Origin of the sequence: Bacillus sp. 41-22, assembly GCF_025809295.1 — a bacterium.
Lineage (GTDB): Bacteria > Bacillota > Bacilli > Bacillales > Bacillaceae_G > Bacillus_A > Bacillus_A mycoides.
This window is the reverse complement of record NZ_CP084035.1, coordinates 2,220,185-2,244,537: the sequence shown is the minus strand read 5'-3', so window position 1 is coordinate 2,244,537 and position 24,353 is coordinate 2,220,185. Positions and strand designations below refer to the sequence as shown.

Genomic DNA, 24,353 nt, shown 5'->3' with positions numbered 1-24,353 from the left:
GAACTAATGTTCTGTATCGAATTTTTCGAAACTAGCTACTTTAATAAGTTCTAACTTTATTTAGAAGCGGCAACAGACCATTCTTCCTCCCGAATAACTCTCTTCCCATTTATATTTTCAACATACTCATTTACATTTGCTAACTGATATAACTCTGGGAAAATTTCTTTCATATAGAGTTCATGTGCTATTTCATCTTGCCAATACGTTAATACTATGTAACGATTTTCAGTCTTTAAAGACTTCCCAACAACTCCACCTAACATTCCTTTTGCATTTTCCATTCCTTTATTCCAAATTGTTTCTTGCGTATGTAAAAAATACTTTTCTTTTCCTTCTTTCACATCGCAAATTGCAACTCTTACAAATGATCCTTGTGCAGTTACGTCTTTCAAAGGAGTTTCTGTTATATCATACAACGTTTGAAACATTTCAATATTACAGGAAATATATGTGCCTTCTTGATTACTATTTAAAAAAATTGTATCATGAGCATCATTCATGAATGATTGATATGCATTTCTATCTTCCCATAAAGTATATACACACGCTTCCCCTTCATTCCACCCACCAAATTGTCCATAGAATCCGTCTAAATACTGTAAATCACGCCATTTTTCTTGCGCATCAGAAAACAATTCCCTTTTCTCTTCTTCCACCTTGCAAAATATTGTTTTTAATAGCATTTCTAATCCCCCTTATGATACGGTTCATTTCCCACTTGCAATACTTTCTATTTTTCCACCAACGCAAACATTAATTTTACTCTCAATCACCTCTGCTTCTATATGTATTAGAGAATGGCGATTTATCTCATCCCCTTGTCCAACATGCATATTTATCTTTTTCGTTCCAAGATAACGATATTTCATAAGATACGCCGCTAAACATCCATTTGAGCTTCCTGTTGCCACATCCTCTGTGATTCCATAATAATCTGCAAAATCACGGACATTAAGATCATTGATTTCCCAACTAGAAAATCCCTAATTTTCCATAAATAACGCAAGTTGATTACCTGAATACTTGCCTTGCGAGAATACATCCACAATGTAAAAATCCCAATATCTCTCCTCTCTTCTATTCTTCAACACAATCTGTTTACATAATGAAATTATAGTTTATTAAATTTGTATATTTTTCAAAGAATCCTCTGCTTTTTCTATCAACCAATCACCAAACGTATCTAAAAATGATAAGATTTCTTCTATATCTTTTATCGGTTCAATTACATATTGTAGTGCTTTCCTCATATTTTTTTCTTGTTCGGGAAAATGCTTACTAAATAACTCATATGCTGGATATAAGTCCCTGGAATACAGCCCTTCTCTATCAATTGTTAATGCTAGACCTGCCCTGACTACAATCTTCATGATCCAACGACAACAATCCTCTATATCATCCACGTCCTTATTATGAATTAACTCTTCGTGTGTTTGTTCAATTTGTTTCCGCAAATGAATGAGATGTTCATACGCTATCTCCTGACTTACTTTATATTTAGGTAAATATAATTTTACGTCTTCACCTAATATACATACACTATGTGTCTGAATCATAAATCCTATAAAAGAAAAATCCTCTGAGTTTATTACTTCTTTTTCACTATAAAAACTTAATTCCACTCCTGATATACAATTAAACTGCTGTGTAATTTGGACTTCTAGCTCCTTTCTCCAGCTTAAGTCAATTACTTGAGGATTCTTTCGAACTAATATAATCATATCTACATCTGCAACCCCTTCTATCCCAATCCCTCTTGGAATAGAACCCCTTATATAAACACTGTGCAAATCATCCCGCAAAAATTGACAACAAGTATCCTTTATTTCTTGTATTACCTCCAAAAACACAGGCTGAATTTTATTAAAATGTGCATCGTTTATAATAAATCCTTCATCATCCACAGGACAAAAACGCCCTATTTTTTTTATTCTTGGCAATTTATCAACTCATTTCCCTATAAAATATTGGTTTATTCCACACATACAACAATTATAATTCAAATAATTCAGAATTGAAAATTTGAAAGTAAGACATAAATAATCCTACATTGTTACGTCCTATCTCTTTTATCACCATTCATTTTTCGAATATATAATAAGTAATCTCTCCTGAGATCATAAAATAGAAGATAAATTAGGAATACCAAAAAAATAAGTTTATTTACTATTTCAAAATAAAAAATGATTGCATTTCATTAATTGTATATCTATAATGTTTTTATTGATTCTATACAGAATCAATGCGTTTAAGTTTTTAATTTTATAATTCGGATGAACCATTCAGGAGAAGGTCTATTGATCTACCGACGGGGCAAAAAGTTGCTGAACCAACTTTGAAACTCTCAGGTCTTGTTTACAAGTAGAACTGCATGGGGACGAATCTCTGGAGAGACTCCCTCTCGCTTAATATAGCGCGGAGGAAAACGAGCACCGAAGGAGCAAATCCGCTAATCTAGCGGATAATCTCTCAGGTAAAAGGACAGAGACAAGCGAAAGAAAATGCCGATTTGTATCGGTTTATTTTTCTATCCCTTGTTTCTCCAGAGACCATTTCATTTCCTTGAAGTGGTTTTTATTTTTTCTAAAAAAGGAGAATACAGATGGAGACAGTAAGTAAAGTATTAGAACAAATTAATCAGTATGTGTGGGGGTTACCAACTTTGTTGCTACTCGTTGGAACTGGTATCATTCTCACAGTGCGCTTAAAAGGTTTACAGTTTAGTAAACTAATATACGCTCACAAGCTAGCTTTTAAAAAATCAGAGGATACGTCATCTTCTGGAGATATTAGTCACTTCCAAGCACTGATGACAGCTATGGCTGCAACGATTGGTATGGGAAATATAGCAGGTGTCGCAACTGCTGTGACAATCGGTGGACCCGGCGCAATCTTTTGGATGTGGATTACTGCTTTATTTGGAATGGCAACAAAGTATGCCGAAGCAATCCTTGCGGTGAAATACCGTGTTAGTAATGAAAATGGTGAATACTCCGGTGGACCAATGTATTATTTAGAACGTGGTTTAGGGAAAAAATGGCTGGCTGTTTTATTCGCTATATTCGGCACAGCTGCTTCTTTCGGTATCGGTAATATGGTTCAATCTAATTCGGTTGCAGAGGCAATGCGAATCAATTTTTCTTTCCCTCCTGCATTAACTGGTATACTCATGTCATTCTTAATCGCTATCGTTATTTTGGGCGGTGTAAAAAAGATTGGTAGAGTTACTGGATATATCGTTCCTATTAAAGCATTCTTTTATATAATCGCTGGCCTTATTATTATTTTCTATCACTTTGATCAAATTCCAGAAGCATTTTCACTTATTTTTTCTGGTGCATTTCAAGGTACTGCAGCTGCTGGTGGTTTTATCGGAGCAACAGTTGCATCTGCAATTCAAATAGGAATGGCACGTGGTGTATTTGCTAACGAGGCTGGTTTAGGAAGTGCTCCTATTGCTGCGGCTGCTGCCAAAACAGATTCACCTGCAAAACAAGCTTTAGTTTCTATGACTGGTACTTTTCTAGATACATTTATTGTATGTACAATTACGGGGCTAGTATTAATTACTACAGGCGCATGGAAATCAGGTAAAACTGGTGTTGAAGCTACAACATTAGCATTCCAATCCGTATTCGGTACTGCTGGTAGTATGATTCTCGGTATCGCCATTATATTATTCGCCTACTCTACTATTTTAGGTTGGTCGTATTACGGAGAGAAGTGTGTAGCTTATTTATTCGGACAAGGTGCTGTACGATATTATAAAGCAATCTTTATCGTTATGATTGCAATAGGTGCTAATTTAAAGCTAGGTGTCGTATGGACATTTGCCGATATTGCAAATGGACTTATGGCGATTCCAAACTTAATTGGTCTAATCGGATTAAGTGGTATTGTTGTCGCTGAAACGAATCGCTTTTTACAAGCAGAGAAATTGAAAGAAAGTCATAAAAAACAGGCAAGTTAATCACTAAAAAAAGGAATGGCTCATTTATAATAAGCCATTCCTTTTTTCTCTATTTCAATTCCTTTCCCTCCTGAACCATATGTAAATAAAGTACAAAATCCATCATTTTAGATGAATAACCAAGTTGACGGATCATTGCTGTTATATTCCCTCTATGATATGTACCATGATTTACGACGTGTTGCACTAACTCTAAAATGGAAGTGTCTAATGCACCTGCATATGGGTTCTCAATAACAAATACAGTATTTACGTCTTGTATTCTACTTAAAAATTCTTTATATTGATTTGCCATGTTTTCAAACATTTTTTCTAATTCATGTAACGATTTAGTTTCGATTTGTTTTCGTAATTTTTCTCGGTCTTGTATTACTTCACTCATACTTTTACCATGCAATATGTGTAACCACACTTGATCTGTAATATAAATATGTACAAAAGTATCCTTAATTGATGGGAATACACTCTGTATCTGTTCATTAAAAATTGTCTCATAGTTTGGTAACTCTTTTAGTCGGTTGAATAATCGTGTATTAGCCCAAGCATGGTAATCAAACTGTTTTAACATGTAATCTTTCAATCTAAATCTCCTCCTTATTGTATGAAACGAATGTTTTGCTTCTTCATTTCCGCTTCTCTATCAGCTTTTACAATCCCTTTTTCTTTAACTTCATGTTTATTTATAGTTTTATATTTTACATATGTATAAAATTCCGTTTTAAATGGAAACGATGTAATTTGAATTGTTTCTTCATCCACCCATTCAGCTTGAATAGGCTTCTCCCCCTTACTATTAAACATTTCTGTTCCTTCAAAACCATCTTTAAATAAATCAATTTCATCTTTCTTTTTTACACCAGGTTTATTCATACATACATATAAAGAAAGTTCATCACAAAACTTTAATAATCTATAATGTTTATCAAACATCGCATATTGTTCTTTTGTTAACGTTTTCAAAATTCTTTTTTGTCGTTCCAATTCATTTTTATAAAAAGACATCATCTCTTCATCTTCCTCATTTAATGAAAATGATAAAAAGTGCTTACTACAAAGTAGCGCCCCGTATGGATTTGACTCTTCAACTGCATTCAAACCAATCGTATAAAAAACAAAGCGTAATGAACTTGGACAATCCATAAATGTATATGGAATATTTTTAGTATCATTCAAAATTGGTACTTTATCAAGCTCTATCCATCCTCTATCATGCTCATATATAGCATCAATTGTCTCTTTTAAGTATATTTTATCTTCAAAAAAATCTTCTATTATATGTCTTGCAATTTCACCAGCTAAAAAACCATGATCATGTTGACGAATTAATATACTTTCTTTCTCATTCTTTTCACGAAAAATCATCCGTATATTCCCCCTCATCCTCATATTACAGCTTGTTGTATGCATCAATTCTTAATTAATCCCTAAATATTAGCAGGGATTCAGTTTCTTTCAACGAAATTAACATAAACATACAGCATTCTTTCTAATCACAAAGTTAGCTTTATCTTTACTAACCATTATACTAAAACATTCATTCTAAAAAATTTTTTATGAGGTGAAAACATGAACAAAACAGAATTAGTTAAAAATGTAGCACAATCAGCTGATATTTCTCAAAAGGATGCTTCTGCAGCTGTACAATCCGTATTTGACACAATTGCTAATGCATTACAATCTGGCGATAAAGTGCAACTAATCGGCTTTGGAACTTTTGAAGTGCGTGAAAGATCTGCTCGTACAGGGCGTAATCCGCAAACTGGAGAAGAAATTCAGATTGCTGCTGGTAAAGTTCCAGCATTTAAAGCAGGAAAAGAATTAAAAGAAGCTGTTAAATAAACAAGAAACCAGCCATTTTATAGGCTGGTTTCTTGTTTATTATTTATTATTTATTGTTTATTGTTTATTGTTTATTGTTTATTTCTTATTTAAGCAGTTCCTTTATATTCTCTGCATGATACACTTCACAAATATAAAATACACATTTGCAGTTACTTACAATTTGATATTTTCTAGTTGGATAAACATTCGCCGCAACAGAACATCCATCAAACAATTCGATAATATTTCCAGATGGCTGATATCCTTCATATAATACGTTTCTTCTTACTTCTATCTTTTCTATAAGGTTTTCAACAGGAATATTTCCACTCTCTAATTCACTCTTTATTGTATCCGGTAAAAACGAAGTGTCTGCAAAAATTAGATTTTCAGATAACACCTTACCTTTATAACTAACATTAGATACGCGATAAAGAAATGTTCCGTTTTTATCAAAGAAATTCTTTGCTTCTTTCGGAATGTATTGTCTATCGAGCGCTTCCTGTTCAAGTACATCAAACTGAACTGTATCTTTTACAAGTTTTTCTAAAGCTAGAATAGATGACGTATTTCTAGAAAACAACATATCTTTAATTGCCTGTACATTATAAGTTAATTCAGTTTTTCTATTTTCCGCTACTAACATGAGGAACACCTCTTCTATAAGAAATTTTATTAAAAATTAACGATGATTTAATAGCAATCCCGCGTCTAACTGCGTAATTTCAGTTACTTCTTTACTAAATATTGCAATGGAAGCCATATAATCTAAACTAGGTCTTACATCTTCCATCATTGTATTTTCTGCTAACTCTTGTCTATCTTTAAAAACCAACAATTTTGGAGGGTCATTTGGAGCTGATACTGTAATTTCTACTGGTGGGATCAATAGTCCTTCACCTGTCGCTTTCAGCACTGCTTCTTTTCGAGTCCAATATGTTAAAAATCCTTCTAGTCGCTGCTCATCAGGTAACTTCATAACTTGTGCTATTTCAATGTCTGTTAATACGCCCTCTGCCATTTTCATAACATCTACATTTGGATTCATTTGCTCAACATCAACACCCACAGGTGCAGATTTAGTAAATGCAACAACAACCCACTCACCCGAATGTGAGACTGATATTTGCGGCATCCCTTCTGGTAACTGTGGTCTGCCATGTTGTAATTTACATACTGGGCACATTCGATCAATTGGCACTTGAACTGGCGACATAGAAAGTACCTTTCCAAGTACTAATCTACTAATTACACAACCTATTATAAAACGCGCACGGTCTGCCGAATGATGATATGAATTTGCTTTCTCTCGCTCTACATCATTTAGTAAATTGTAATGCCCTGATTGTAAATCTGAAATTCTTGCCCACCATATTTGACAACTATTCTCATTAAGAGTTGGTACAGAATCTACAACTTTACTCTCTATCATGTAAACTCTCTCCTTTTAAAGGCCAATATTACTTTATTTTAAAAGAGTATTAGCATGCTGCAACTCATTCATTTACAACTTCTTTCTCTTTTTGTAATACAGATAACGGCTTTTTATTCTTCTTTGACATTACCTCTTTATCAGAAATACGTAAAGAAAATAGTAATGCTATGAGTAAAAATATTGCTGATCCAATTAATGCTGCTTGATATGGTAAAAAATCTGACTGTGCATTATTCTGTACGTTATTACTTCCAAAACCAGATAGTATACTAGCTAAAACAGCAACTCCTATTGCAGATCCTAATCGGTTTTGCACATTGAATATAGTAGTTGCTCTCCCCATAGAAGGTGGTGCAATATTGTTAAAAGCAGAAAATTGAACCGCACCGACAGATTGACCTAAGAAAATACCAATGCCAAACAATAGTGCCCGAATTTGCCATGGATTCGTATCATGATTTACAAAACTTAATAAAATAAAGATAACCGCCGTACTTACTAATCCAATAGAGATTACCTTTCGAGCTCCTAATTTCTTATATGACCATGGTACAATCTGCGAAGAAATCATTAATCCAATCGCCTCTGGGAATGTAGTAAGACCCGATTCCAGCGCGGAAACTCCTATTACATTTTGATACATAAGCGGAAAAATAAATAACATTCCTAGTAAACCAGCTGATGAAAACAACGAAATAAGACTCATTTTTCTAAAGACCGGTTCTTTTAATAAGTGTAAATCTAACATCGGTTGCTTTACTTTAAGTTCTACAATAATAAACAATGTAAGTAATACAATCCCAGCTATCCCAATACTAATTATTTCTGGAGAAACCCAACCTTTTGACGGGCCTTGACTGAGTGCATAGATGAGCATCGCAAAACCTGGTGCTGAAAGAACAAAACCGAGAGAATCAAAACGACCAGCCGATTTTTCAATATGCTCTGCTAAAAATAGAAGTCCAAATAGCAACGCAATGATACCAAACGGCAGATTAATATAAAATGCCCAGCGCCAAGACATTTGATCTACAAAGAAACCACCAATAATTGGTCCGATCGCTGGTGCTACAGCAATTGGAAGTACAATAAATCGAGAAATTTTTGGTCTTTCCTCTGGTGAAAATGTTCGGAATAACATCGCCATCCCGACTGGTGTTAAAAGTCCGCCACCAGCACCTTGAATGATACGAAAAATGTTTAATGAAGTAATATCATTAGCAATTCCACATAGTGCAGATGCAATTGTAAAAACGAAAAGGGCAGTTAAAAATACTTTTTTCGTACCAAAGCGATCTCCTAACCAACCAGAAATCGGAAGGAAAATAGCTAAGCTAACTAAATACCCAACATTTACAGTCCCCATTGCAGATGGGGGCACTTGCAGTTCTTTGCTTATCGTTTGCAGTGCTACATTCACAATCGTTGCATCCATCGCAGCCATAAACATCGCTGTTATATAAACGATGCTTACAACTACTTTTGGATTTATTTTTACTTTCATTATTGTTTTCCTACTAATATTTTTTCGCTAATTTGATTTTTTTTCGGCTCTAAATCATTCCAGTTAACTTCAACGTATTCTAAGCAAACTTGTCTGCTAGCTTCTTCATGTACGACATTCCATCCAATTGGTACATCGAGAAAGGCAGGCCAGAGAGAATACTGGCCCTCCTCATTCATTAATACTTTATATGTGTAATTATAATTTTCAAATGGATTCGTCATACTTTACTTACCCCTTTCTTATTCTGCAAATATTTCGCTAGCACTTGTCCAATTTCTGTAAGTGGACCTGGCTGACATAAATCTTTATGTCTACAATCAATATCATGCTGCACGATTTCCCCGTCTAAATAATTTAGCCACGTATTTGGAGAAATAGGATCAAACCAGTCTGGTATAACAGTAGATCTAAAGAATAAAATATCCCCGTTATAAACTTTTGGCACGTATTTCCCTAACAACCCTACTGAATTTACATATGTTTCTTTCAAGTTTAAAATAGTCTCTTCCTCAAGACTTGCTAATGCACTTCCATCTTTGCGAAGTATTGCAACCGCACTTTCCATAGTAAGTGGTTTACCATCCATGTTATCTGGATCATATCCACCTAAAGCAAGTAATGCGATTAACGCTTCTTCTTCAGTAGGTGCTTCCGTATTCGGTAAGAAGTGACCAGGATACGAATCCAGCATAACGAGTAATTCTACTTCTTCCCCTTCATTTTGAAGTTGCGCCGCCATAGCATGAACAACATTTCCTCCAAGCGACCATCCGAGTAAACGATATGGTCCGTGAGGCTGTATTTCACGAACGTGTTTTAAATAATCCGCCGCCATCTCCTCTAAGCTTTTTGGAAGTTCTTCATTTTCAGCGATACCACGTGCTTGTACACCATAGATTGGATAATCTGTTCCTAAAGATTTCATAAGTCCTGCATAGCACCAACTTAATCCACCTGCTGGATGTACACAAAATAGTGGTAATTGATCTCCGCTTGCTCGTAATGGAAGCAACACATCAAGTGCACTTTGACCATTCCCCATTTCAAGTCTTTCAGCAAGCCCTGCAACAGTAGGTGCTGCAAATAAAGTTCCGATATTTAGTTCAACTCCAAGTGCCTCTTTAATGCGACTCATCAGCTGCACTGCAAGAAGTGAATGACCACCAAGATCAAAGAATCCATCATCAATTCCAATTTGAGACACACTTAAAACTTCTGTAAACAAGTCACATAACATTTCTTCTTGCGGTGTTCTCGGTCCGCGGCTAGAAGATGATGCAATAAATTCTGGAGCTGGCAATGCCTTTCTATCTAATTTACCGTTTGGAGTTAAAGGTAACTCATTTACTACTACAAAAGCGTATGGAACCATATAATCTGGCAAACTACCTCCAGCATACTGACGCATTTCATTCGTATCGATCGTTTCATTATTTGATGCGACGATATAAGAAACTAATCGTTTATCCCCTGGTTGATCTTCCCGTACAATAACAGCTACTTGTTCAACTTTAGGATGTTTCATTATTACCGCTTCTATTTCCCCTAATTCAATTCGGAATCCACGAATTTTAATTTGATGATCTGCACGTCCTATATAATCTAACGTCCCATCTTGACGCCAGCGCGCTAGGTCTCCTGTACGATACATTCTTGTACCTGGCTTACCAAATGGATCTGCGATAAAACGTTCAGCAGTTAATCCTGCTCTTCCTAAATATCCACGAGCGAGCCCTGCACCTGCAACATATATTTCTCCAACTACTCCAGGTGGCATCGGTTGTAAATAGTTATCTAATACGTATACTTTAAGATCCGGTATACTGCACCCGATTAAACTATTTGCTCGTAAAGATACAATACTTTCATCTAATTCAATATAACTAACATGTACCGTCGTCTCCGTTATTCCGTACATATTAATAAGCTTCGGTGCGTTATAAGGATGACGACTATACCAATCTTCTAATCGACTTAGTTCAAGTGCTTCTCCGCCAAAAACAACATATCGTAAAGATAATTTTTGACCAACCTCTTCATTTTCACGATCTGCTTGCATCAATTGATAGAACGCTGATGGAGTTTGGTTTAAAACAGTAACCTTTTCCTTAACAAGAAGCTGTAAAAATTCTTTCGGCGAGCGACTTACAGTATGTGGTACTACAACTAAACGCCCTCCATATAATAAAGGTCCCCAAATTTCCCAAACCGAGAAATCAAAAGCGTATGAATGGAACATCGTCCACACATCGTCTGCGTCAAATTGGAACCAATGATCAGTTGCTCCTAAAAGTCTTACTACATTTTGATGAGGTATCATAACCCCTTTCGGTCTACCTGTTGAGCCTGACGTATAAATAACGTAAGCAATATGTGAAGGAGATAACGGCTTCATGCGCTCCATTTCATCTATATTGTCTTCACTATATTTCTCAATTTCTTCTATTACGTTCACATCATCAACTAAAATCTTTAGTGCCTCATCACATTCAATTTCCACATCTGAATTTGTTAAAACACATGATGGTTTCGCATCGTGTAGCATAAACGAGATACGATCTGACGGATAATCCGGATCTAACGGAAGGTATCCCGCACCAGCTTTAAGAACAGCAAGTAAGCTTACAACCATATTTAAAGATCTCGGCATCGCTAAAGCAACAAGTTGATCAGGACCGATTCCTTTCGCTATTAACAAACGAGCTATTTTATTCGCTTTTCTATTTAACTCTTCATAAGTTAGCTTTTCATCTCCAAAAACGACAGCAATAGAATTTTGATTTACATGAGCCTGCTTTTCAAATAATTGTGGCAATGTCATTTCAGGTACAATTTGAAAACCACCATTCCACTTTTCTAAAACTGTATTTCGCTCTGCTAAAGTTAATATTTCTAATCTACCAATTGATTGATCCGGATGTTTCTCTGCATCATCTAATAATAGAATGAATCGTTCTATTAGTTTTTGAACCGTTTCACGTTTATATAAATCGGTACTAAACTCTAACAATCCGTATAAGCCGTTTGGAGTACCATCAACTCTGTTACTCTCGCTAATTTCAAATGTTAAATCAAATTTTGCAGAACCAACACTTTGAATTTCAAGGCTTGCTTCTAAATCCGGTACATTAAACGTTGCTTCTGGCGTATTTTGGAAAGCTAACATAACTTGAAACAGCGGATGACTATTTCGAGTTCGTACTGGGTTTAACACTTCAACAAGTCGTTCAAATGGAACATCTTGATTTTCATAAGCTGCAAGGTTTACCTGTTTCACTCTATTTAATAATTCTTTAAAACTTGGATCTCCTGATGTATTTGTGCGTAACACTAATGTATTTACAAATAAACCAACTATATCCGTGAGTACATCGTCGTTTCTTCCAGCAATCGGACTACCTAATGGTATATCAGTTCCAGCACCTAATCTTGTAAATAAGGCACTTAGTCCTGCTTGCAACACCATAAACAAACTAACTCCATTTTCACGAGCGAGCTCCACTAACCTACTATGCATACCTTCATCTAAATGAAAATGAATTGTTTCCCCGCGATAACTAGTTTCAATTGGGCGCTGATAATCTGTAGGTAACTCCATTTGATCTGGTAAACCTTTTAACTCTTCTTTCCAAAAATCTAATTGTGTTGAAATAATACTGTCTGGTTTTGTTTCATCACCTAATAGCTGTTGTTGCCATAGTGAATAATCTGCGTATTGAACTGGAAGGGTTTCTAGTTGAACACTATCACCTTGACATCGTGCTTTATAAGCCGCTGTAAAGTCTCTCGTTAACGCTTGTAATGACCATCCATCTCCTACAATATGATGCAAAAGAATTAGTAAAACATGTTCGTTTTCACTCACTTTAAAAAGTTGCAAACGAATTGCTGGTTCGATATCAAGATTAAAGCTATATCTTACAGCTTCAGACAGTGTACTTTCTAATTCATCCTTACATGTATTTGTTATAATCATTTTTAAATTCAATTTATCCATTTCTAGAATTCTTTGATATGAACTGCCAAGTGAATTCGGGAAAATCGTTCTAAGTGTTTCATGTTTCTCAACTACATCATAAAAGGCACCTTGCAGTGCTTCCTCATTCAATTTTCCAGACATACGAATGACTAACGGAATATTATAAGTAGGACTTGGACCTTCTAAACAATTTAAGAACCATAACCTGCGCTGTGCAAATGAAAGTGGAACTTCATTTGGCCTACTTACTTTCTTAATAGCTGGTCTTGCGCTTTTTGCACGATCCAACTGGTTCGCTAATTCAGCAACAGTTGGTGATTCAAATAGCTTTCCGATTCCTAATTCTACACTTAACGTTTCACGAATTCTTGCCATTAAACGAGATGCAAGAAGCGAATGGCCGCCCATTTCAAAGAAATTATCATCTATACTAATTCGCGAAACACCAAGTACTTCTGCAAATAAATCACATAGTATTTCTTCTTTCGGATTTCTAGCAACTCTCTCATTGTTCATTCCATTAAAATCAGGAGCAGGTAATTTCTTTCTATCAACCTTACCATTTGGTGTTAATGGTAATTCTTCTAGCACAACAAATGCTGATGGTACCATATAATTCGCTAAACTTTCTGAAACATAAGAGCGAATTTCTGAAAGATGAATCATTTCCTTCTCTTCGGCAACGATATACGCAATGATTCGTTTATCATTTGGACGATCTTCTCGTACCATTACCACTGCTTGTTGTATATTTTCATGTCGTTGTAATACCGTTTCAATTTCAGCTAATTCAATTCGGAAACCGCGAATTTTAATTTGATGATCTGCGCGACTAATGTACTCTAACACACCATCCTTACGCCATTTCACAAGATCACCTGTGCGGTACATACGTGCTCCATCTTTTCCATAAGGATTTGCAACAAACCGTTCAGCCGTTAACGCTGGTTTTCCTAAATATCCGTTCGCAAGTCCTTCTCCTGCAATATATAATTCACCGATAACTCCAGGTGGAACAGGCTGTAACCCTGCATCCAAAACGTACACTTCTGTATTCCAAATTGGTCTTCCAATAGGAGGTATACCATTTTCACTGTCATCAATATTTATGAAAGTAGACCAAATAGTCGTTTCAGTTGGTCCATATAAGTTAGTTATAGAGCAACCTAATTCTTTTAATTTATTTGCTAAATGTGCCGGAAGAGCTTCACCGCCAACGAGTACGTTTAGCCTTTGTAACCTCTCTGGATATTCAGTTATTAACGCCTGCCAGAGCGTCGGTGTAGCTTGCATAATTGTCGCTCTTTCTTCTTGTAACAATGTCGTTAACGCAGAAGGCTCTTGGATTACCTCTTTTTGTGCAATTGTTAAACTTGCACCACTAATAAGAGGTAAATAAATTTCTAGAGCAGAAATATCAAACGCAAACGTTGTAACTGCTAATAAATGATCGTTTTCATTTAATGAAAACATATCTTTCATAGCTAATAAGAAGTTACTTAAACCTTTCATAGTAACAATTACACCTTTTGGATTTCCGGTTGATCCTGAAGTGTAAATTGTATAAGCTTGGTTTAAAAGTGATTCATCATTTTTAAATGGTAGATTCATATGAGAATATGTTTTTAACGCTATTTTCGTTTCTTCGCTATCTAATATGATTTCTTTAATATCATTTTCTATAACTAAAGTAGATGAAACAGATGAATGTGTTATGATACAAACTGGATTTGCATCATTTACTATATAATGAATTCGCTCGGCTGGGTATTCTGGATCTATCGGTAAATACGCTGCACCAGCCTTTAGAACTGCTAGCATACTAACTACCATTTCTATTGATCTTGGAAATACTAAGGCTACAAACTGATTTACTTCTATTCCTTCTTCTAATAAATAGTGTGCTAGTTCATTCGCTCGTTCATTTAGCTCTTTATACGTAAGTTTTATCCCGTTACAAGTAACTGCTATTTTATTTGGATTTTTTTGTACTTGTTTTTCAAATAATATAGGTAGATTAATTAGCTCTTCAGCTTTCTTCGTTTCATTCCATTCCAATAAAACTTTATGATTTTCTTCAGGAAGAGTAATGTTTATTTTTCCAATCGGCTCGTCTTTATGATAATTATTTATCACTAATTCTAATAGACTCATAAATCTTTCTTTATGCAATGCTAGTTCCGCGCCGTTATATACTTCCGGATTCGCATCAAAATGAATCATTAACTCATTTTCATCGAAACGTTTATATACATTTATCGATAAATCATCAACAGGTCCTGCTGATAAATTATGTGTAATACCACGATTCCCAGCAAAGTTAAGCCCATAATCAAAAGGCATAACATTCACTAACGGCCCAAACAACCTTTGATTTTCACCTAGTAACTTTAAGTCTCTTCTTAATTCCTCATGACGATATTTATGATGACGACGTACGTCTCGAATTTCTTTAGAAACTTGCTGTATTAATTCTGCAAAAGTTATATTTGGAGTTAACTTTAGACGAAGTGGAACTAAATTCATTACCATGCTTGGTGTATGAATAGATACAGAACCAAGACGCCCCATCATCGGTAAACCTAAAACAATATCATTTGCACCTGTTAATTTATGCATGTAAATACTCGTTACGGCTACAACAAATTCGGGCCAACTCGTTAACGAAATATTAATATCTTCTAGTAAAGTTTTTGTACTAGCATTTGATAGATAAGCAGTTTCTCGTAAAAATCCATTTGATGTTCTCGGCGCTCGTTCTGCTAAACTTATAACTTCCGGTTCATCTGCAAACTTTTCTAGCCAAAAAGTACGATCTTCCTGAAATTGTTTAGATTCACGATACTCATTATCTTCTTGTACAATTTTTGCAAGAAAACCAAATGGCTTTTCATTCTTATTTGTTTCTTCTATAAGTGATGTATACTCATTCGCTACTTTTTGGCTAAGAAGTGAAAATCCATAGCCATCCATCACAATGTGATGGATGCGCTGATACCAAAAGAAACGATTATTTTCAACTTGAATAAGTGCTTCAGTAAATAATTTATCTTCTTTTAAATCTATCGGTACAGATAAATCATTTTTCATCCATACTTTAGCAGCTTCTTCAGGATTTTCTTCTTTACGAACGTCAATAAAATGCATATGAAACGTTGACGATTCCTCAATAACTTGCCATGGGCCAATTTCATCCTCTTCGAAACGAACATGAAGTGCTTCTGCTTCTTTTACCACTTTACGTACAGCTAACTCGAAAATTTCATGATTAATATTTCCGTTTATTTCTATATATTCCCCAGTATTATAAATCGGATTAAGCGGATCTAATTGTTGCGCAAACCACATACCAGACTGCGCAGATGATAACGAATGACGAATCTTTTGACTATTAGGCATTCTTTACTACCCCTTTATTATGTAGTCTATTTGTTACAGCACTTGTGCTGCTTGTGAAGATAGTAAACGGTACCAATCATCAACAGTTGGACGTTCTGCTAAATCTGCAAAAGTGATTTCTTTCCCTTCGCGACGCCATTTCTCTACTAAACTCATAATTCTGACCGAATCAAGTCCTCTATTTAATAAGTCTTCATCAACTTCAATACTCTCTACTGGCTCACGGAGTAGTTGTGCAACTAGTTCATGTACTTTCTGTAAAGTGATTCCTTCACTCTCATCGCTTTTTACACTTTGTAAATCTTTTAATAGTAAGTTTGTTGATGTCGTTACTGCACATCTATTTGATGCATACTGCAATGCTTGTTTATGATGCTCTAGTGAAAAATCAGCAACTGCATCTGCTACAAAAAATGGCTCTATACCATCCATAAATGCTTCACAAGCTGTTAAAAGGCAGCCAATATGCGCATAAATACCGCAAATAATAAGTTGATCTCTTCCCTGCTCATTTAAAATTTCTAATAGATTCGTCTTTTTAAATGCACTATATCTCCATTTGGTTAGGAATATATCATCCTCATCTGGAGTAAGCTCATCGACAATTTTCTTTTTATCTGGTCCAGCAGGAATACCGTCACCCCAAAAGTCTTGTAATAACCCTCGTTGTTCTAACGTTTGTCCACCAGGTTGTGCTGTATAAACAACTGGTATACCAAGTTCCTTGCATCTTTCTCTTATTACCTTAATATTTGAAATTAGTTCTACTTTTGGCGATTCTTTATCGCTATATGCATCAAGAAAATATTCTTGCATGTCATGGATTAGAAGAACCGCACGTTTCGGATCTGGCGTCCAATTCACTTTATTTTTTGGTAGTTCTGATTCAATTGGCATTTTATATACTGAAATAGATGGGATAGCCATCTAATCACTTCCTTCCGATTTTTATTATTGTTTTACTGTAATAAGTTTTTCAGCAATGACTTTACGTAATTCTTTTTTGCTTACTTTTCCAACACCTGTTTGTGGGAATGATTCAATAAATTCAATTCGATCTGGAATCTTATAAGCTGCTATACCACGTTCTCTTAAGAACATTTTTAATTCGTTTGCAGTTAGGACTTGTCCACGAGCGATAACAAAAGCGCAAGTGCGTTCTCCTAAATAATCGTCAGGCATAGATACAATTGCTACATCATGTACTGCATCATGTGCTAATAGATGATTTTCAACTTCTTCCGCAGCAACCTTCTCACCACCACGGTTAATTTGATCTTTATCTCTTCCTTCTACAATGATGTAACCTTGTTCATTTACTTTTACAAGATCACCTGTGCGATAAAAACCATCTTCTGTAAATGATCTTACATTATGCTCTTCCGCTTTATAATAGCCACGAATTGTATATGGCCCTCTTGTTAATAAACTACCTACTTCACCAGGCTTAACATCATTATCATGTTCATCAACAACTCGAACTTCATCAAATGTAGACATCGGTCTACCTTGTGTATGAATAATGATTTCTTCTGGATCATCTAGTCTTGTGTAATTTACTAACCCTTCCGCCATACCGAACACTTGCTGTAACGTACATCCGAATGTAGGGCGTATACGCTTCGCAACTTCGGCACTAAATTTCGCACCGCCTACTTGAATAACTTGCAGGCTTGATAAATCGTTATTACGGGAAGATACCGCATCAAGCCAAATCATTGCTAATGGTGGAACGAGCGCTGTAATCGTAACTTTTTCTTTTTCTATAAGAGCAAATGCCTCATCTGGACTACCTCCAGTTGCCAATACTACTTTTCCACCGGCATAGAAAGTTCCAAATGTCCCTGGAGAACTCATCGGGTAATTGTGTGCTACTGGAAGAACTGCCATATAGACACTTTCTGCATTTAAATTACAAATGTCAGCGCTAACACGTAAACTATAAATATAGTCATCATGTGTTCTAGGAATTAATTTAGAAAGTCCTGTCGTCCCTCCTGATAATTGGAGAAACGCAACATCACTTGGCTGAACTTCTGGTAACGGAATCGGATCCATATAAAGATCAGTTATGTTCACGAATTCTTCTTCTTCCCCCACTACGATTACATGTTGTAAAGCGGGAACTTTCTCTTTCACTTCTCTTGCTAGTTTTCGATAATCAAAGCCGAGAGCCTTATCTGAAATAACGTAAGCACTCGCTTCACCAAACTCGCAAAAATAACTAATTTCACTACTGCGATGAGAAGGTAGTGCAAAAACAGGGAGTGCTCCAATGCGAAATAGCGCAAAGCATATTTCGAAAAACTCTATAATATTAGGTAACTGGATTACAACTCGGTCTTCTTTCTTTATTCCTAAATTCAGTAAACCTGAAGCTAAGCGATCTACCTTTTTATCAAGTTCACTATACGTTATATGCGTATTACTACTTACAACCGCAATTTGATCCCCATATTTTTCAGCACGTTCTTTTAACATCGAACCAAATGTTTCTCCAAGCCAACACCCTTCTTCTCGATAGCGATTGGCAAATTCTTTTGGCCATTCCGTATAACCTATTAACATTCTTTCTTCCCCCTATTTTTCATTCAGCGCATTATCTCTTAACCCTAAAGCCTTCAACATTGTTTGGAACTTAGCTGATGTTTCTGCTAACTCATCTTCTGGCTTTGATTCAGCAACAACTCCAGCACCTGCATATAAGCGAAGTGTATTCTCTTGCACTTCAGCACAACGAATTGTAACAATCCATTCGCCATCTCCATTTAAATCGCTCCACCCTAACATTCCTGTAAAGAATTCACGGTCAAATGGCTCAATTTTTTGAATAGCCTCTCTCGCTTCTTCCATTGGAGTTCCACAAACTGCTGGCGTAGGATGAAGAGCAATTGCTAATTCTAAAGAAGACGTATTTGGGTCCTTTAGTTCACCTTTCACTTCCGTAGACAAATGCCACATTGCTTCACTATGAATAACTGAGGGTTTTTCTGGAACATGTAATATATGACAGTAAGGGCGAAGCGCAGCGGCAACCGCTTCAACTACTACCGCATGTTCATGTAAATCTTTTGGAGAAGAAAGTAATTCTTCTGCCCTTCTTTTATCTTCTACTGGATCCTCACTTCGTGGTCTTGAGCCAGCCAACGGATTAGAAATTACTTGCATACCATGACGTGAAACAAGTAATTCAGGACTTGCTCCAATTAACGTCTTACTGTACTCGTTTTCATCTTTCGGCAAATTAACAGCAAATGTGTAGCCGTGCTTATTATGTTCCGCTAATTCACGAAGTAGTTTTTGTTGATCAATTTTCTCGGAAGACTTAACATCCAACGATCTAGATAGAACGATTTTTCTTAAATCTCCGTCCTGAATTTTTGCTATTCCTTGCTTCACACCATCCATATAAACTTCAGGAGCTGGAACCGGTGTCATTTCAAATGTCAGTTTCTCATTTCGTTTTATCTCATTTGTTGTCTCTAACTGTAAACGCTCAGTAATTCTACTATGTTCTGGTACGATAAGTTGAACTTCTTTTCTACGATCAAAAGGCAAAGCACCAACAACGATAGGATTCGGATTTCCGGCTTGTTTTGCATTACTTAATACCGCTTGTACAAGTTCTGGAAAACTTTCAATTTCATGATGTTTTACTGTAGTAAACTCTCCTTCTGTCAATATCGTTCGAGTTGGTGAAGCGAAAAAGAACGAAGATTCAGTTTTATAATCTTCTAATAATTTTTCTGACAGTTCCTTTACGGCTATAAGTTCATTCATAGTATTAAAACCTCCTGAATTTTTTATTAAACTCCTAATGTAGCTCCGCCATCGACACATAAATTGTGCATTGTAATATGACTCGCTTTATCAGAAGCTAAAAACAATACAGCTTCAGCAATTTCTGAAGGTTGTGCAATTTTTTGTAACGGAATACCGAGTCTATATGTATTTTGAGAACCAGCAATTATATTTTCAGCTCCATTCTCATCAGCCCATAGTAATCTTTGCATTTCAGTTTCAGTAGAACCAGGAGAAACTAAGTTGCAGCGAATATTGTATGCTGCAAGCTCTAATCCTAAACACTTCATAAACATTGTCGTTGCGGCTTTTGATGCAGCGTACGCAGCCATTTCCATTCTCGGAGTATTTGCCGCATTTGAACCAACTGTAACAATTGCCCCTGACCTTCTTTGCATCATATGTTTACTTACTGCTCGAGACATATAGAAAACTCCTGTAGAATTTACAGAGAAGGTTTTATTCCAATCTTCATCACTTAAAGAGTGAATCGGTCCCATACGTAATACCCCTGCAACATTTATTAATATATCTATTGTTGCTATATCATTTTCAATACCGTTTACCATATCTTCAACAGCAGTACTATCACTCACATCTAAATGAAATGTTTTCATACGTGTTTCATTTAATTCATTTTCATTTAAGAGTACGTTTAACCCCTCTTCATTTTGATCAACCGCAATAACTGTAGCTCCTCTTTCTAAAAACATTTTGGCAACAACACTGCCTATACCTTGAGCTGCACCTGTTACTAAAACCGTTTTTCCATCAAATTCCCCTAAGTTCATTTCCTCTATCCCTTCATTTGAAAATTAATCTAATTAAACAAATAGCGATAATGATAACGATTATCACTATCAATGTAAAAAATAATACACTTACTAAACTAATTGGTCAAGTGTACTTTTCATCAAAATATTATTCATTGATAATGTTTTTCATTTAATATTCTTACACCGAAATGATAATCTTTCTCAATAAACTTGTCAACCTATTTTTATTTTTCAGATAAAATATTTTAGTACTTCTCAATACAATTACATCTAAAAGCATTAATAAGTACTTACATTAAAAAATTTAATTCGTACTCCTCTTTTTAAAATTGAAGAAGATAAACTGTAGATACCTTCATTTACAAAGCCTTACCAAAAACTCAAGTATATATTTTCTCAACATTTTTCTGAAAATATCGAGAAAGTATATCTTGCAATTACCGATGCATGTCGTGTTTATAATTTAAGATTTAATAAGTATTTCGAATATAATATATCAATTTATGATATTCCAATATAATCCAAACGGATACTTTACTCATTTTTTGCCTCTAGAAAATTCCACATGTTATAATTCATAAAAAAGCACCCTATTAAATAGGGTGCTTTTTAGTAAACATAGTGTTAAAGAAGATTTATATACTTACGCTACACTGCGATACTCTTCTTCTTTTTCTTTTTTCTGCTTAGGCACTTGGATTAAAAGTGCGATAATAAATGATACGACACATAATACGCCGATCACCATGAAAGTTGGTTTGAATCCACCTAGAACTGCACCGATAAAGGAACCAGCGAGCGCTCCAAATCCAAATCCTTGATACACAATTCCGTAGTTCTTACTATGGTTTTTCATACCGTAGAAATCACCAACGATAGCTGGGAAAATAGTGATATTTCCACCAAAGCAAAACGCTACACTTGCTACACATACGAAGTAGATACCATAATTTAAATCTACGAAACTTAAAACCAAGACTGAAGCTGCCATAACAACAAATGTACCAGTAACGATTTTTAAACGGCCGATTTTATCTGATAACGGTCCTAAAATAATACGACCTAATGTATTGAAGATTGCAACCATAGCCACCGCATTAGCTGCTGTCGCTGCGCTAAGCCCTACAAGTTGAACACCAATGTCTTTTACCATACCAATTAAGTATAAGCCACTCATACATGATGTAAATAACATAATAAATAATAAGTATACTTGTTTTGTGCCTAACATTTCTTTCGTTGTATATTCCTGAGTTTTTGTTTCATGAACTGCTCCTTGATCTGCAGCTTGATGGATTAAACAAGCGCCAAGGACAATCATAGCTGTAACAATTAAACCCCAGTATATAAACGCTTGTGATACACCAACTGATTCAATTAACTGTGCGTTAATATATTTAAAAATTAAGCTACCCGAACCATATGCAGAGACAGAAATACCAGCAATTAAACCTTTACGCTTTGGAAACCACTTTATTAAATTGGATAATGAAGTGATATATGCTGTACCATCTGCATAACCTACAACAACCCCTGCTAGTACATAAAGCAATATTAATGAGGAAGCTTGTGAACTAAGTATTAATCCACTTCCTAATGCTAGTCCAGCTATCATAATAAGTTTACGAAGTCCCCATTTTTCTTGCAATTTACTCGCAAACAAAGTTGAAAACGCTAAAGACAGGCTAGTAATTGAGAAAGTTATAGCAACAGCGTTAAGACTCCAACCGTATTTACTCACTAAGGGCTGATTGAATAAACTCCATGTATATATCGTACCAAGCCCCATTTGTACTATGACTGTTCCAAGGACAACAAGCCATGGATTAACCGATGATTTTTTCATACCATCTCTCCTCCTCTTTCTATTTCAATGCTATTCGCTAAATATGCTTTTTTTATTTTTATTTTCGCCACCTCATTCGACTTAACAACTTCATTGTATAGGATGTTTTCGCTTATGTAAGCACTTACAAGATGGAGCGTCAAAAATATGGAATCAGTTACAGAAAACGAAGGGTGAAATACAAAAAACTACTTGTTAAATACGTAGTAGTTTTTATAATGTTTTACATCAATACGACTTACGGAGCTTTCACATCCTCTTTTACCAAAAAAATTATCGAATTATCCATGGCTGGACTTCAATATTTTGCTTATCCTATTCTTATTTAACTCTTCAACGTTTATAACATGTTCGTCTGTATTTCTTGATACAAATCATTTAATAGTCTTGTAATCAAAAATTCCATCTTTTATACATTTTAACTTCCATATATCTTGTTTTTTAACGAAACATACAGAATTACAACGTTTTTTTACAATTTTATACATAAAAATAGAAAATATATAATTCATTTACATAATGTTGCACTTTAATTTTTACTAAACAACAAATATTTTATTGATAAATAAAACTAAACATTCACTAATATATCTATACGTGGTTTAATATATATAATAAACAAACATTTCTGACTTTTATAAGGAGGTACTATGAAAGCAAACGTAGGCGATACTATACTATTTCAACGAAATAACTTAAAGATCACAGCATCTGTACTAAAACTATACACTGAATCGGTCTTAGTTGAAGTCACAGATGTAAGCGGTGGTACTTTTGAATTTGACCGAACAATTGTAAATCATAAAAACTATAAAATTTTAAATGCAAATAAATAAAACAATACAATACAAAATAGCCCCTGCTTAACAGCGGAGGCTATTTTGTATAATAACAATTCATTAATTTACATATCCTAAAACACTAACAATCTCGCTTGCTTTTAAATTATTAATATAATAATAAATTTCTAACCCTCTTCTCTCAGCTCTTAGCACTTTACCTTTCATTTTTGATAAATGCTGCGAAACAGTCGATTGAGGAATATTCAATATTTCTGTTAATTGTGTTACATTACAAGTTTTGCGTGCACTTAATTCATTTACAATTTGTAATCGTATTGGATGCGCCATTATTTTTAAAATATCCACATCTTCTTCAGTTACTAAACTTTTTTTTATCTCGCTCGTATATGTTGTCATAAGACATTCCCCTTTTATTTGAATTCCTTTTTATTAAAATCTGCTTCTAAATAAAATATTATCTCTAAATATACAATTAAGACCCTTATATAGAAATAATAGGATTTTGATTATTTAAAAACAGCAATACTATACAATTTCATCTATTTGGTACATATACATAATACAATTTCAATTTGTGCTCTATGTGAAGTTAGCATAAATTTATAATGAAGATTTTTCAAACAATTCACATCTAACTATATACTTCCTCATAATACTATCCAGTGATTTTAACATATTTTAGGCATTTGTATATACTATTGCAAAACACATTCTTATTGAGGGGGACTTTATATGCCAACACCGTTACAAGAACAAGTTGAAGAAGCTCGTGAAACGTATGTCAGTCGTATTATCTTAGTTGGTGGTTCAGCTTTATTTTTAACAGGTGGTGTTATATCTGCAATTTCAGCCTTTAAAAGTTATAACCGTTTGGCAAATACGCCACCTTCTTCAAATGATTCATAATTGCATCATTCATTCCTTTAAATAATAAAGATGCCGCCTCTACTATAGAGACGGCTTTATATAAAAACATTATTAAATTCATTTGAACTTAATTGAAAAAACGTTAT

The 24,353-nt window shown here is 34.9% G+C and carries 20 protein-coding genes and 1 riboswitch; of the genes, 4 read left to right on the top strand and 16 right to left on the bottom strand.

The window, feature by feature from the left end; genetic code table 11:
• Positions 1-56: 56 nt before the first annotated feature.
• The 3 genes from LCF45_RS11480 to LCF45_RS11470 form a co-directional block, all read right to left on the bottom strand.
• Positions 57-686, bottom strand: a complete 630-nt coding sequence (locus tag LCF45_RS11480) for a YdbC family protein (RefSeq protein WP_002085712.1) — start codon at positions 684-686, stop codon at positions 57-59.
• Positions 687-710: 24 nt separating this feature from the next.
• Positions 711-968: a PhzF family phenazine biosynthesis protein gene (locus LCF45_RS11475; RefSeq protein ID WP_078214289.1), complete on the bottom strand. Its 258-nt coding sequence runs from the start codon at positions 966-968 to the stop codon at positions 711-713.
• A gap of 156 nt (positions 969-1,124) precedes the next feature.
• A complete protein-coding gene (locus LCF45_RS11470; RefSeq protein ID WP_033709062.1) occupies positions 1,125-1,943 on the bottom strand; it encodes a hypothetical protein in 819 nt (272 codons plus the stop codon).
• A 435-nt stretch (positions 1,944-2,378) separates the two neighbouring features.
• Positions 2,379-2,498, top strand: a riboswitch (glycine riboswitch).
• A gap of 107 nt (positions 2,499-2,605) precedes the next feature.
• On the opposite strand from LCF45_RS11470, the gene LCF45_RS11465 reads away from it, so the two are divergent.
• Positions 2,606-3,973, top strand: a complete 1,368-nt coding sequence (locus LCF45_RS11465; RefSeq protein ID WP_002012784.1) for an alanine/glycine:cation symporter family protein — start codon at positions 2,606-2,608, stop codon at positions 3,971-3,973.
• A 49-nt stretch (positions 3,974-4,022) separates the two neighbouring features.
• Here LCF45_RS11465 and LCF45_RS11460 read toward each other — a convergent pair whose 3' ends face one another.
• Positions 4,023-4,553: a DinB family protein gene (locus LCF45_RS11460; protein WP_263894837.1), complete on the bottom strand. Its 531-nt coding sequence runs from the start codon at positions 4,551-4,553 to the stop codon at positions 4,023-4,025.
• Positions 4,554-4,567: 14 nt separating this feature from the next.
• Positions 4,568-5,335: a DUF3891 family protein gene (locus LCF45_RS11455; RefSeq protein ID WP_002127294.1), complete on the bottom strand. Its 768-nt coding sequence runs from the start codon at positions 5,333-5,335 to the stop codon at positions 4,568-4,570.
• A 204-nt stretch (positions 5,336-5,539) separates the two neighbouring features.
• Between LCF45_RS11455 and LCF45_RS11450 the strand changes: the two genes are divergently transcribed.
• Positions 5,540-5,812: an HU family DNA-binding protein gene (locus LCF45_RS11450; RefSeq protein WP_002012780.1), complete on the top strand. Its 273-nt coding sequence runs from the start codon at positions 5,540-5,542 to the stop codon at positions 5,810-5,812.
• Positions 5,813-5,897: 85 nt separating this feature from the next.
• Here LCF45_RS11450 and LCF45_RS11445 read toward each other — a convergent pair whose 3' ends face one another.
• The 10 genes from LCF45_RS11445 to LCF45_RS11400 form a co-directional block, all read right to left on the bottom strand.
• Positions 5,898-6,440: a cold-shock protein gene (locus tag LCF45_RS11445; RefSeq protein WP_078203248.1), complete on the bottom strand. Its 543-nt coding sequence runs from the start codon at positions 6,438-6,440 to the stop codon at positions 5,898-5,900.
• A gap of 36 nt (positions 6,441-6,476) precedes the next feature.
• Positions 6,477-7,226 (bottom strand): 4'-phosphopantetheinyl transferase Sfp, encoded by a 750-nt coding sequence (gene sfp / locus LCF45_RS11440; RefSeq protein WP_263894836.1) that lies wholly within the window; start codon positions 7,224-7,226, stop codon positions 6,477-6,479.
• 64 nt (positions 7,227-7,290) lie between these two features.
• Positions 7,291-8,733, bottom strand: a complete 1,443-nt coding sequence (locus LCF45_RS11435) for an MDR family MFS transporter (protein WP_002127292.1) — start codon at positions 8,731-8,733, stop codon at positions 7,291-7,293.
• Positions 8,733-8,957 (bottom strand): MbtH family protein, encoded by a 225-nt coding sequence (locus LCF45_RS11430; RefSeq protein ID WP_263894835.1) that lies wholly within the window; start codon positions 8,955-8,957, stop codon positions 8,733-8,735. Before LCF45_RS11430 ends, LCF45_RS11435 begins: the two co-directional genes overlap by 1 nt.
• Positions 8,954-16,114 (bottom strand): amino acid adenylation domain-containing protein, encoded by a 7,161-nt coding sequence (locus LCF45_RS11425; protein ID WP_263894834.1) that lies wholly within the window; start codon positions 16,112-16,114, stop codon positions 8,954-8,956. Before LCF45_RS11425 ends, LCF45_RS11430 begins: the two co-directional genes overlap by 4 nt.
• A gap of 33 nt (positions 16,115-16,147) precedes the next feature.
• Positions 16,148-17,041, bottom strand: a complete 894-nt coding sequence (locus LCF45_RS11420) for an isochorismatase family protein (protein WP_002012770.1) — start codon at positions 17,039-17,041, stop codon at positions 16,148-16,150.
• A gap of 24 nt (positions 17,042-17,065) precedes the next feature.
• Positions 17,066-18,682 carry a (2,3-dihydroxybenzoyl)adenylate synthase gene (locus LCF45_RS11415; protein WP_002168442.1) on the bottom strand — a complete coding sequence of 539 codons (1,617 nt, stop codon included), beginning with the start codon at positions 18,680-18,682 and terminating at the stop codon, positions 17,066-17,068.
• A 12-nt stretch (positions 18,683-18,694) separates the two neighbouring features.
• On the bottom strand, positions 18,695-19,894 hold the full coding sequence (dhbC, locus tag LCF45_RS11410) for an isochorismate synthase DhbC (RefSeq protein ID WP_002127289.1): 1,200 nt from the start codon (positions 19,892-19,894) through the stop codon (positions 18,695-18,697).
• 26 nt (positions 19,895-19,920) lie between these two features.
• Positions 19,921-20,706, bottom strand: coding sequence for a 2,3-dihydro-2,3-dihydroxybenzoate dehydrogenase (gene dhbA / locus LCF45_RS11405; protein ID WP_002127287.1), 786 nt, complete (start codon positions 20,704-20,706; stop codon positions 19,921-19,923).
• A 628-nt stretch (positions 20,707-21,334) separates the two neighbouring features.
• Positions 21,335-22,537 (bottom strand): L-lactate MFS transporter, encoded by a 1,203-nt coding sequence (locus tag LCF45_RS11400; protein WP_002127286.1) that lies wholly within the window; start codon positions 22,535-22,537, stop codon positions 21,335-21,337.
• 650 nt (positions 22,538-23,187) lie between these two features.
• Between LCF45_RS11400 and LCF45_RS11395 the strand changes: the two genes are divergently transcribed.
• Complete coding sequence (locus LCF45_RS11395) at positions 23,188-23,373, top strand: YkvS family protein (protein ID WP_002012762.1); 186 nt, start codon at positions 23,188-23,190, stop codon at positions 23,371-23,373.
• A gap of 63 nt (positions 23,374-23,436) precedes the next feature.
• Here LCF45_RS11395 and LCF45_RS11390 read toward each other — a convergent pair whose 3' ends face one another.
• Positions 23,437-23,736 (bottom strand): ArsR/SmtB family transcription factor, encoded by a 300-nt coding sequence (locus LCF45_RS11390; RefSeq protein ID WP_033730116.1) that lies wholly within the window; start codon positions 23,734-23,736, stop codon positions 23,437-23,439.
• A 336-nt stretch (positions 23,737-24,072) separates the two neighbouring features.
• Here LCF45_RS11390 and LCF45_RS11385 point away from each other — a divergent pair, with 336 nt between their 5' ends.
• Positions 24,073-24,246, top strand: a complete 174-nt coding sequence (locus LCF45_RS11385; RefSeq protein WP_002031929.1) for a hypothetical protein — start codon at positions 24,073-24,075, stop codon at positions 24,244-24,246.
• Positions 24,247-24,353 lie beyond the last annotated feature (107 nt).